Source organism: Actinomyces sp. zg328 (assembly GCF_009829635.1).
GTDB classification, from domain to species: domain Bacteria; phylum Actinomycetota; class Actinomycetes; order Actinomycetales; family Actinomycetaceae; genus Actinomyces; species Actinomyces marmotae.
The window spans coordinates 24,255-34,105 of the sequence record NZ_VWPE01000021.1; the positions used below are offsets into that span (position 1 = coordinate 24,255).

At 71.2% G+C, this 9,851-nt stretch carries 11 protein-coding genes; 5 read left to right on the top strand and 6 right to left on the bottom strand.

Features of this window, described 5'->3' with window-relative positions:
- The first annotated feature begins 27 nt into the window (after positions 1 to 27).
- The 3 genes from GVV75_RS08715 to GVV75_RS08725 all read left to right on the top strand — a co-directional run bounded on the left by GVV75_RS08715 (position 28) and on the right by GVV75_RS08725 (position 2,883).
- On the top strand, positions 28 to 1,362 hold the full coding sequence (locus tag GVV75_RS08715; protein ID WP_159524305.1) for a glutaredoxin domain-containing protein: 1,335 nt from the start codon (positions 28 to 30) through the stop codon (positions 1,360 to 1,362).
- Positions 1,363 to 1,469: 107 nt separating this feature from the next.
- Positions 1,470 to 2,450: a lytic transglycosylase domain-containing protein gene (locus GVV75_RS08720; protein WP_235905585.1), complete on the top strand. Its 981-nt coding sequence runs from the start codon at positions 1,470 to 1,472 to the stop codon at positions 2,448 to 2,450.
- Between the two features lie 67 nt (positions 2,451 to 2,517).
- Complete coding sequence (locus GVV75_RS08725; protein ID WP_159524303.1) at positions 2,518 to 2,883, top strand: hypothetical protein; 366 nt, start codon at positions 2,518 to 2,520, stop codon at positions 2,881 to 2,883.
- A 23-nt stretch (positions 2,884 to 2,906) separates the two neighbouring features.
- Here the strand turns inward: GVV75_RS08725 and GVV75_RS08730 are convergent, their stop codons facing one another.
- The 6 genes from GVV75_RS08730 to GVV75_RS08755 all read right to left on the bottom strand — a co-directional run bounded on the left by GVV75_RS08730 (position 2,907) and on the right by GVV75_RS08755 (position 7,218).
- Positions 2,907 to 3,335: a hypothetical protein gene (locus tag GVV75_RS08730; protein WP_159524302.1), complete on the bottom strand. Its 429-nt coding sequence runs from the start codon at positions 3,333 to 3,335 to the stop codon at positions 2,907 to 2,909.
- 142 nt (positions 3,336 to 3,477) lie between these two features.
- Positions 3,478 to 4,410 carry a hypothetical protein gene (locus GVV75_RS08735; RefSeq protein ID WP_159524301.1) on the bottom strand — a complete coding sequence of 311 codons (933 nt, stop codon included), beginning with the start codon at positions 4,408 to 4,410 and terminating at the stop codon, positions 3,478 to 3,480.
- Positions 4,411 to 4,483: 73 nt separating this feature from the next.
- Positions 4,484 to 4,909, bottom strand: coding sequence for a helix-turn-helix domain-containing protein (locus tag GVV75_RS08740; RefSeq protein WP_159524300.1), 426 nt, complete (start codon positions 4,907 to 4,909; stop codon positions 4,484 to 4,486).
- A gap of 43 nt (positions 4,910 to 4,952) precedes the next feature.
- Positions 4,953 to 5,405 (bottom strand): hypothetical protein, encoded by a 453-nt coding sequence (locus GVV75_RS08745; RefSeq protein WP_159524299.1) that lies wholly within the window; start codon positions 5,403 to 5,405, stop codon positions 4,953 to 4,955.
- 97 nt (positions 5,406 to 5,502) lie between these two features.
- Positions 5,503 to 6,966, bottom strand: coding sequence for an AAA family ATPase (locus GVV75_RS08750; RefSeq protein WP_159524298.1), 1,464 nt, complete (start codon positions 6,964 to 6,966; stop codon positions 5,503 to 5,505).
- 3 nt (positions 6,967 to 6,969) lie between these two features.
- Positions 6,970 to 7,218 (bottom strand): hypothetical protein, encoded by a 249-nt coding sequence (locus tag GVV75_RS08755; RefSeq protein ID WP_159524297.1) that lies wholly within the window; start codon positions 7,216 to 7,218, stop codon positions 6,970 to 6,972.
- A 502-nt stretch (positions 7,219 to 7,720) separates the two neighbouring features.
- Between GVV75_RS08755 and mobC the strand changes: the two genes are divergently transcribed.
- Both mobC and GVV75_RS08765 read left to right on the top strand, forming a co-directional pair.
- Complete coding sequence (mobC, locus tag GVV75_RS10150) at positions 7,721 to 8,167, top strand: plasmid mobilization relaxosome protein MobC (RefSeq protein ID WP_201288259.1); 447 nt, start codon at positions 7,721 to 7,723, stop codon at positions 8,165 to 8,167.
- On the top strand, positions 8,164 to 9,851 hold a 1,688-nt coding region (locus GVV75_RS08765), incomplete at its 3' end, for a relaxase/mobilization nuclease domain-containing protein (protein ID WP_159524296.1). The genes mobC and GVV75_RS08765, both read left to right, overlap by 4 nt.

Sequence of the window (9,851 nt, forward strand, 5' to 3'; positions counted from 1 at the left end):
CGGGGGACCGTCACACAGGAGGACGCCATGGACGACGCCGCGCGCGACGACTGGGTCGCGCTGGAGTACCGTGATCTGTCATCGGATCGCAGGTGGTGGGATGATCGCTGCGATCAGCCCCTGCCCGAGGAGCTGCGGGCCTATCTCGATGGGCTGAGGCGCCCGCCCAGCCCATTCACGAGCGAGGCCTTCTTAGGGCCTGCGATGGTCGGTATCACCACCGATGGGCGTCTTCGATACGACCTGGCTCCGGTCGGTGACAGCCGGCCCCTGTACTTGGATCCGGCCCCGGTGGAGACGTGGATCGAGTCGATCGGCACCCAGTGGGATGCCGGCTGCCGGAAGCTTTTGGCCGCGCACGGCCTCGTCGAGCGCGCCCGGGACATCCTGGCCGACGCCGGCGTGGACCTGGACCAGTTCCGCCGCTACGACGCGTTCGACGGGGTCGGCTACCGGGTCAAGCCCCACAGAGGCGGCGTGTCACTGTCCCTGTACACGTCGGATATGCCCGACTTCCTCATCCGGGTTTTTGACGACGACGACCTGCGGGTCGGCGTGACGTGGCTCTCCCCCGACGACTACTCCGAGCGAGTTGCGCTCGGGGATGAGCAGCTCATGAGCCCCTACTCCGCGGCCAGGACCATCAGCAGGGTCTGGCGCGACGCGGCGCTGAGCCCATACTCTGACGGGCCACGCGTCGACGCCCGGATGGGGGCCGTGGCCAGGTGGACGCGAGCCCAGGGGGCTCTCGCTGGCGCAGAGGTCGATATCCGCCCCCGCTTCGCCAACGCGGGCGGCCGTGTCGAGATCTCCTCATGGCGCATCAGGCTCGTCGGTCCCCGGGGCGAGTCCCCCACTAGGCTGGGCTCGCTGGCCCTGGAGATGACTGCCGCCGATCCCGGGACTGTCACCGTGGTCGAGGAGGAGGTCTGGGGATCGGAGAGCCGTGAGTCCCTGCCGGTGCGCGAGGCCATGGACAGGGTGCGCCGCGCGTTCCCCGACACGACCACGGCGGTGCTCGACCCGGCGCCGGCAGCCACCGTCTACACCAAGGAGAACTGCATCGCCTGCCAGATGACTGAGCGCCAGTTCGCCCGGGCGGGGGTGGACGTGGAGGTGGTGCGCCTGGAGGATCATCCCGAGGTGGTCGAGCGGGCCCGGGAGATGGGGCTGATGTCTGCGCCGCTGGTGGCCACGCCTGACGGGAGGATCACGTCCGGGTTCGACCCGCAGCGCATCCGGGACATCGCCGCCCTGGCCTCCGCGCCCCCTGGCGCGGGCCTAGCGGTCAGCCAGCCGCGACCAGAGGGCGGGATCGCGGCGTCACCCGCCCCTGAGCGGGGCAGGGGGATGGGCCTGTGAAGGGCGCGCTCGGCGTCCTAGCGCTACCGCTGGCGTTCGTGCTCCCCCTGGCGGTACTGAGCGGCGGGGGCGATTCGGCAGCCCCTAAGCCGGGGGGCGGAGGGGACGTGAGCGGGGTTCCCACTGAGTACCAGGCGGTGCTCAAGCGCGCCGGGTCGATCTGCCCGGAGGTCACGGCCCCGGCGCTGGCCGCGCAGATCGAGGCTGAGTCGAACTGGGACCCCGCGGCCACCTCACCGGCGGGGGCCCAGGGGATCGCCCAGTTCATGCCGGGCACGTGGGCTTCGGCCGGCAAGGACGGGGACGGCGACGGCAGGGCCGATATCTCCAACCCGCAGGATGCCATCTACTCCCAGGGCGCCTACATGTGCTCCCTGGTCGAGGGCGTCAAGAAGCTCCAGGCCTCCGGCTCCGTGAGCGGGGAGGTCCTCGACCTGGCCCTGGCCGCCTACAACGCGGGCCTGGGCGCCGTCCAGTCCGCTGGCGGCATCCCGCAGAACGGCGAGACGCCTGCCTACGTCGAGCGCATCAAGGCGGCAATGGCCAACTACGTCCAGGCCCCGGGAGGGGCGGGGGGTCCGGGGGTGGCCGGCGCCAGCGCGGGCGGGTTGGAGGACTCCTCACCCGTCCCGGGGACCTTCGCGCCCGAGGCGATGAGCCTTCCTGACCCCACCCCCGGGGCACACGGCACCGCCCTGATCACGCCGAGAATGAGCACGCTGATCACGGATGTGATGAGCAATTACCCGCAGATCGTGCAGCCGGCGCTGTACTGCTGGGATGCCCACCCCTATAATTCGGCCTCGGACCATCCCCAGGGGCGGGCGTGCGATATCCCGTTCTACTCGTGCGCCGCCGATCCCCAGCGTTCCGCTGACCCGTCGACGGGCACGGCCGCCGGCAACGCCGCGGCCAACTGGATGGCCGCCAATGCCGGCTATTACGGGATCCACTACATCATCTGGCGGGGCCAGGAGTGGGACGCGTCGACCGGAGTCTGGGTGCCCTACGACGGTGCCGGCGGCCTGTACGACACCACTGACTGCTCCGGCGGACACTACGACCACATACACGTGTCCGTGTTCTAGGGGGTTCAATGGCCCTCGCGATCACGTCGACTCGCGCGATCACGTCGACTCGGCAGGAGAGGGAGCCATGACGGCATACGACGACTACCACTACCCGGGGGGGTGCACGGGCCGGCCCCACCGGCGGACCTGGTGCGGGGTCAGATGGGTGGTGCCCCTCCTGGCCCTCCAGCTCATCCCCGTGACCATCGGGGTCATCGGCTTCACTCATATGATGCTGACTACCCATGAGCTCAATCTGGGGGTCCCCGTGACCCTGATGTCCTGGTGGTGCGGAGTGGTGTCCTGCGTGCGCTTGTGGCGCAGCCCCCACCCTTCCCAGTGGTCGATGCCCACCTGGATCCTGGGACCGGTGCGCATCCTGTCCAACGGGATGCTGCTGATGCTTCTCACGCTGTTCGTGATCGTGGCCATCGAGGCCAACACCCGCTGAATGGCCCCGCCGCTCTCTGATTGTTATCGCGCGGTCCTGGCGCGCTGCTGGTGGGCGTCAGTGGCAGCGCCCGTGGACCCTGGGGCGGTACTGCTGGTGGTGGCGCGGCCGGGGGCGCGTATGGGGGCGTTGGCGATATCGGTGGAGGTGAATCGGGCCGAGGAGTGGGCGCGGTAGTCGGGCTCGTCGGCCAGGGCGCGCAGGGCGAGCGCCCATTGCTGGGGGGCGGAGTGGTCGATGGTCCCGTCGGCGCGGGTGGGGGCGGGCAGGCGGCCCAGGTCGAGGCGGGCGCCGTTGAGGGTGATGGACACGGCGGCGGAGTAACTGAATCGGGTCTGTCCGGGAGGTGGTGGGGCGGATTGGCGAGGGGAGGCGATCAGGGGAGCCATGGTGCGGGCGAGGTCGGCGATGGCGTCGGCGCGCTTGGTGTGGGTCCGGCCATTGATGATCATGGTGAAGGGACGCCCGTCCGCGGTGGGGGCCGGTGGGCGTCGGGGGTCTTCCCCTCGTCGGGGAGCGTCACGGATACCGCCCATCCTGCCCCAGGGCGCCAGCGCTCGCCGGGATTTCAACCGGTGCGGGCGGGCACTGGGCTCAGGTGCTGACGCCCGCGGCGATCTGGGGACGGTGAGCGGCATCGATGGCCTGCCATGCCTTCTCGGGGATCCGCAGGGTCTTGATACGGCCCAGGAGGGTCTTGATGCGGGCGTAGGCCGTGTCGCGTTCGTTGGCAGACGCGCCGCCGGTGGCGATGGCCAGCAGGCTCTCCACCTCGGCCAGGATGCGCCGCTCGGTGCGCGGGAGGATGGCCCGGCCGGCCTTGTCGGCGGCCGTCGTGGCTGCACGCCAGTTCCTCTCCAGGTCGAGCACCGCTCGATAGTAGGGCAGCGACTCCAGGTCGCTGATGCCGTCGAGCCAGGCGGCGGGCGGCTCTCCGCCGCTGGCGGCGTGGATGGCGCGGGCGTTCTCCAGGGCCTCGATGAGGCGACCGGTAGCGGGCACGGCGGGGTCGAGCAGGGCGGGACGGGTGAGCATGGTGGTCACGACATCCATCTCGGCGTCGAACCAGGCGTCCTGGACCACCTGGTGCCGCTTTTCGACGGCGCTCCACTGCTCTCGGCGCTCGACTAGGGCGGCGGCGGCCCGATGCTTGTCGGCGCGCACCTGGCGACGCCGCTCCAGGGCCTTGGAGAAGGCGTGGTAGGCCACTGGAGCGCCGATCGCCATCACGATGACACCGCCGACGACCACCAGCATCATCCTCACCTCGCCGGTCAGGGCCTTGGAGTTCGCGCCGCCGTTGGTGGGGCCAGGGTCGACTGCGGTTGTCCTCTCAGTGTCTGCATAGTTGGGCGCGGCGGTCTCATAGGCGACCACCGCGCCCGGTTCGCGCGAGCCCGAGAAAAAATTGCTCACGGACGAGGCCTCCTTGAGCACGAGTTGCCCCATAAACATTATGGCGATGCCGGTGACGATGAGCGCCAGTAGGCGGTAGAGCCTGTCCCTGGCGTAGTCGTCGTGGTGCATAGGGTCTCCTTGCGGCCGGTTGCCCCTGGGTTTGGATGGCCCCTGGGGTGACCCCTTCATCATAGGGCCTATTTTAGGCCCTAGTCAATGGGAGTCCGGCTCCTCCCCCGTGTCGGTGGGCGATGGTGGCGCCGGTCTGGCGGGCCGCGGCCAGGGCGATGGCGCGCCACCAGCGCGCTCCGGCGCCGGGCGGAGGTGTGATGCCGGCCGGCGGGATGGCCCCCTCCTGGACGATGGTGATGGAGCGCCGGGTGGGGGGCAGGGTCTCCAGGGTGGCGACCAGGGCTGCGATGGCGGCCTGGGTGGCGCCCTCGAGGGCTGCGAGCTTGTTGTCGATGGCGTAGGGCACGGGGGAGGAGCCGGACTCCCATTTGCGGATGGTGCGCATGGTCACGTCCAGGGCGGCGGCGAGTTGCTCGCCGGTGTAGCCGAGGGCCTCTCTGCGTGCGTGCAGCTCGTCAGGGGCCATGCGTTGGCGGTGGGGGCCGCGGGGCCTCATCGCTGTCTCCTGAGGCCTTGTCGGGAGATGGTGCGGGTGGGGCTCACAGGCCCTCCCAGGGGTCGCGTTCGGGCCACGTGGACACCCGCGCGATGGCTATGACCCAGGGGGCCATGGCGACCATGGCCGCGGTGGGCCACCATGAGCCGTGGACCAGGCCTCCGAGGGTGATGATGGGGATCATCAGGAGCCACAGCAGCACTGCTAGTCGCGTGGGTGGGTCCATGGCCTGGCGCTCGGCGCGCGAGCGGGGTGGTCGGTGACGGACGGTGGCCATGGCGACCAGTATCAGGATCAGTTCCGTCTGGGTTAGGGCGACCAGTCCGGCGCCCAGCAGGATGGCCAGGTCGAGGTTGCCTATGAGGACGGAGGTGAGCATCGCGATGCCGGTGAGTAAGGCGAGTCCCGCGATGACGAGGGCTGTCGTCACCAGGTGGTCCCACCGGCGCGCCAGTGGCGGGCGGTAGTCGTTTGCGGTGCCGGCAGTGTTGTTCATGGGCGTCATGGTAGGTCCTGTTTTTTGGGCCGCTCAAGGATCGAGTGGGGCCCGCCGAGGCCGAGCGGCGGGCCCCAGCCCTATCCGATCGTCCCGGTCAGTGGTGGGTGTTGAAGGGTTCGACGGCGCGGGCGGTGGCGGTGAGCCAGGCGCGGCGTGTGTTGGGGGCGAGGTTGTCCCAGAGCAGGGGTCTGCTGGCCATGGCGGGGTCGTAGGGGATGGCGACGGCGGAGCGGGTCATGGTTTTGAAGCGCTCGACGAGGTGGTGTGGGTCGGGCTCGCCTTTGGAGGCCCTGGAGACGATGACTGTGGCTTGTTCGGCCAGTTGGGCGGTGTGGGGGTCGTGGGTGGCGAGTTCGGCTAGGAGGAGGCGGGCGGATTCGGCGTGCTCTTCGCGGGTGGTGGTGGGCACGACGATGGCGTCGGCGCGGTGGATCATCTCGCGCCATGCGGGGGTTGACTCGTCGTTGCCTGAGTCGATGATGGTGACGCGGTATGTGCGGGAGAGCAGTTGGAGGACGGCGCCGATGGTGGCGGCGTCGGAGTGTTGCTCGGTGGCCAGGACTTCGGGGCGCGAGCGGAGCACGTCGTAGCGGTCGGCGGGTTGGTGGTGGACGTAGGCGGCGAGGTCCGCGGCGGCGGCGCTGGAGGAGGTGAGGCGGTCGAGGTTGGCGACGAGGTCGGCGATGGTGGCGGTGTGGGGGCCGGTGATGGTGCGCCAGCCGAGGGTGCCGCGGGTGATGTTGTTGTCGACGGCGATGATGCCGCCGCCTCCCATGCGGGCCAGGACGGCGCTGATGAGGACGGTGGTGGGTGTCTTGCCGGAGCCGCCCTTGCCGTTGACGACGGCGATGGTGCGAGGTCCGGGCCAGTGCTGGCATGCGGTGGCGGTGTCGGCGCGGTCGGCGAGCTCCGATGCCGTTGGGGGCAGGGTCAGGCCGAGGCGGTTGAGGCGGCCGCGCAGGCCGCGCTTGGCGCGCTCGTGGGCGGTTGGCTCGGTGAGCATGGTGGCGCGTAGGGCGCGGTCGCGCCCGGGGGCGTGATCGGCACTGGTGGCGGGTGGGTCGCTGGGCGCGGCGGGGTGGGGCCGGGCGGGTGGGCCGAGGCGTGGTGGAGTGGGGTCGGCGAAGGGGCTGGGCGCCGGCGTCGGTGGCGCGGGTCGGGCCGGGGTGGGGGTGGTGGTCATGGTTGGTTCTTGGTTGTCGTTGGTGGTGTCGCGGTGGGTGGGCTTGTCGGGGCTGTGGTGGTGGTCGTGCAGGGGCGTGAGTCGGCTGATGGGCAGGGGCTCGGGGGTGGGTGGTGGGTCGGCGGTGATGGCGCCGTCGGGGGTGATGTAGACGGTGAAGCGGCCGCTGGGGTCGTCGGCGTCGAGGGCGATGGTGTCCTCGTTGTCGCGGGCGGCGGCTTTGACGTAGTTGATGATCTGCTCGCGGCCGCGGTCCAGGACGACCGCACGGTCGGTGCTGTCGGAGGCGGTGGGGGCGACGATGGGCCTGAGGTCATCAGCGATGACGACGTGGCCGCCGCCGTCGGGGTTGAGGATCGATCGGGCGTTGATCATGGCTCACTCCTGGGTGGTGGTAGATGCGCGGCCGGTGGCCGTGGGCCTTGGGAGCCTGGCCGGGTCGACGAACCTGGCCGACTTGAGGGAGGTGACGGCCCAGCCGGCGCGGGTGGCAGCGGTCCAGGCTTCGCGGTAGGCCTCGATGGCCCCGGCGAGTTCCTCGTGGGCCGCCGCCAGGCGGCGGGCGGCGGACTCCCTGTCGTTCTCGGCTTTGAGCAGGGAGTCGAGCGGATTGCTGATAGCGGCCATTGTCGCCGGTCCTCTCCATGGTCGTGGGCGCCCCGGGGGCGGGGCCTGTCATCGTTGTCGTGGAGCGTGTGAGCACACCGGCGACCGGGGCGATGGCGGGTGGGTCGGCGAGCGCCCGAGGGCGCTCGACCCGGACCAGACCGGACCGTTGATCGGGGTGATGCTGCGCGGCCGTCGGGCCGTGGTCCGCGATGGCTTGCTGAGAGCCCGGCTGTCGCGTCGCGGGGCTCCGCGACGGCGCGGGAGGGGTCCATGGGGGCGCTCGGCCGCGAGGCGGGCTGTGAGCGCGTCTGAGGGGTGGTCCAGGGGGGTGGCCGGGCCGTCCTGGGCCCGGCGAGGGTGACCACCACGGGGGGTGGGCCGCGAGCGGAGCAAGATGGTAGTTAGTACAGGTACTAACTATCTTACCGCTGGACTGTCGCGTCCAGCGGGGGGCACACTTGTCGTGTGGTCCCACCGTTGTGGTGGGTCGCTGCGCTGGGCGTTGGGAGGAGGTGTCGCGGTGGCCGACGACGAGTCCGTGGGCGCCGCTTGTGCGGTTCCTCGTCGGGGGTTGGAGGGGCGGCGTGATCGGCGTCGCTCGGCGCGCAGTGCGCGCGGGGATCGGCGTGAGCGGTTGACGGTGTATCTCACGGCCGGGGAGAGGCAGGAGCTCGCGCTGCGTTCGAGGGTGACGGGCGAGTCGATGGCCAAGTTGTTGGTGGATGCGGCGCTTCACCCGATCGGGGTCCCCGGCGGTGGGCCGGCGGTTGATCAGGGGGCGGCGCGCGAGCGTGTGGCGGCGTTGCAGGACTACCGTCTGCAGTTGGTCGGGATCGCGCGCAACATCAACCAGATCGCCCGCCACGCCAACACCGTGTCCGAGGTTCCGGCCGACTTCGGTGCCGTGGTCGACCGGGTGGGGCGGGTGTGTGATGAGATCGATGACGTGCTGGCGGGGATGCGATGATCGCGGCGATCGTCGATGGTGGTAACACCGCGGGCCTCATGATGTATCTGGTGGGGCCGGGGCGGGCCAATGAGCACACCTCGCCGCACCTGGTGGGTGGGGATGGCTTCTTCACGCGACGCTGGGGGGAGTGGCCCGAGTTGTCGAGCGCGCAGGGCTACGAGATTGCGCGCAGGCTCGATCAGTACATGGACGAGTACGGCAAGCGGCCGATGGGTGATGTGCGCAAGTACGACCCCGAGCTCGACAAGGTCGTGGTGGTTGGCCGGGGCCGCAACCACGTGTGGCACTGCTCGTTGAGCTTGCGCCCCGACGAGCCTGCGCTGAGTGATGAGGCTTGGGGGCGCATCACCCAGGAGTTCATGGACTCCCTGGGCTTGAGTGGGGCCGACGGCAAGGCGCCGTGCCGGTGGGTGGCGGTGCGCCACGGGACGTCCAAGAACGGTGGGGACCACGTGCACATCGTGGCCAATATCGTGCGCGCCGACGGGACGCTGTGGAGCAGGTGGCAGGACGAGACCAAGTCATCCAAGGCGGTCAACAGGATCGAGCGCGCCTATGGGCTGCATGTGATCGAGGCGCGCGAGCACGCGCGCGGGGCGCGCGCCGATTCTGCGGCCGACCTTCGCGCCAGCGTGGCGCGCGGGCAGGATGAGACCGACAGGAGCAAGCTGGAGAAGCGATTGCGCGCGGCGGCCCTCGGCGCGCGCGACGAGGGGGACTTCGTGTGGCGGGCGCGTTCGATGGGGATCCGCGTGCGCCCCAGGTTCGCCCCGGGGCACAGCGACGTCGTGGTGGGCTACTCGGTGGCGCTGTACGTTCCCGACGGGCAGGAGGTGTGCTGGTACGGCGGGGGCAGGGTGGCGCGCGACCTGGCGCTGCCGCGCCTGCGTGCCCGATGGGCCGACACTCCCCAGGGCGCGCAGCGCGCGGTCGACGCGTGGCGGGGCGCCTGGTGGGGTGAGCAGCCCGACAGGTCGGGCGGGTACGAGCCGATGGCGGGCGTGGCCCAGCGGGCGCGCGGCCTGGAGATCTTGGCCGACGGGATCCGCGGCATCGACCCGCGTGACTCCGTGGCGATGGCCGATGCTAGCCGTGATGTCTCCGGCGCCCTGGGGGCCCTGGCTCTGGCGTGCGACGACCAGGGGGCGCGCCGGGCCCTGGAGCGGGCCGCGATCGTGGTGGGCCGCCAGGGGCAGACCCATCGGCGCGATGCCCTGGCGCGCCCGGCCCCCGACGCCCTGATGGAGGTGGCGCGCCTGGCCACGGCCGCGGCGGCCGATGCCCGTGTGGCGGCGCTGCTGCTGGTGATCGAGGTGCTGCGCCTGGCCGAGGCTCTGTCCGACCTGCACGCCGCGGCCGACCAGGCCCGCACCGCGCGCGACATGCTCGACTCCACCGCCGCCGCGCTCAGGGCTCTTGATGCCAGATCGCTGCCCCAGGCGCCGGCGCCTGTGATGGCCGCCCTGGGGGCCTCGCGCGGTGCCTCCCGGGGGCGCGCGGAGTTCGCCCAGCCCGGCGGGAGCGCCCCGGCGGGGCGGCGCCGTCCCCCCTCCTCCGAGGTTAACGAGCGCTGGGGGCTCGACCTGCGCGATGGGGAGCACCTCGACCCCGACCCGGCGGCCGTGGCTGACCCGGGGGCCCAGGCTCGGGCACGGGGGGCGGCCCCACTGCTGGACGGCGA

Bases quoted from the DNA above. Each gene is read 5' to 3' on its own strand.
- GVV75_RS08725 (WP_159524303.1), top strand. From the start codon at position 2,518: ATGACGGCATACGACGACTACCACTACCCGGGGGGGTGCACGGGCCGG.
- GVV75_RS08715 (WP_159524305.1), top strand. From the start codon at position 28: ATGGACGACGCCGCGCGCGACGACTGGGTCGCGCTGGAGTACCGTGAT.
- GVV75_RS08755 (WP_159524297.1), bottom strand. From the start codon at position 7,218: ATGGCCGCTATCAGCAATCCGCTCGACTCCCTGCTCAAAGCCGAGAAC.
- GVV75_RS08740 (WP_159524300.1), bottom strand. From the start codon at position 4,909: ATGAGGCCCCGCGGCCCCCACCGCCAACGCATGGCCCCTGACGAGCTG.
- GVV75_RS08745 (WP_159524299.1), bottom strand. From the start codon at position 5,405: ATGAACAACACTGCCGGCACCGCAAACGACTACCGCCCGCCACTGGCG.
- GVV75_RS08735 (WP_159524301.1), bottom strand. From the start codon at position 4,410: ATGCACCACGACGACTACGCCAGGGACAGGCTCTACCGCCTACTGGCG.
- GVV75_RS08730 (WP_159524302.1), bottom strand. From the start codon at position 3,335: ATGATCATCAATGGCCGGACCCACACCAAGCGCGCCGACGCCATCGCC.
- GVV75_RS08750 (WP_159524298.1), bottom strand. From the start codon at position 6,966: ATGATCAACGCCCGATCGATCCTCAACCCCGACGGCGGCGGCCACGTC.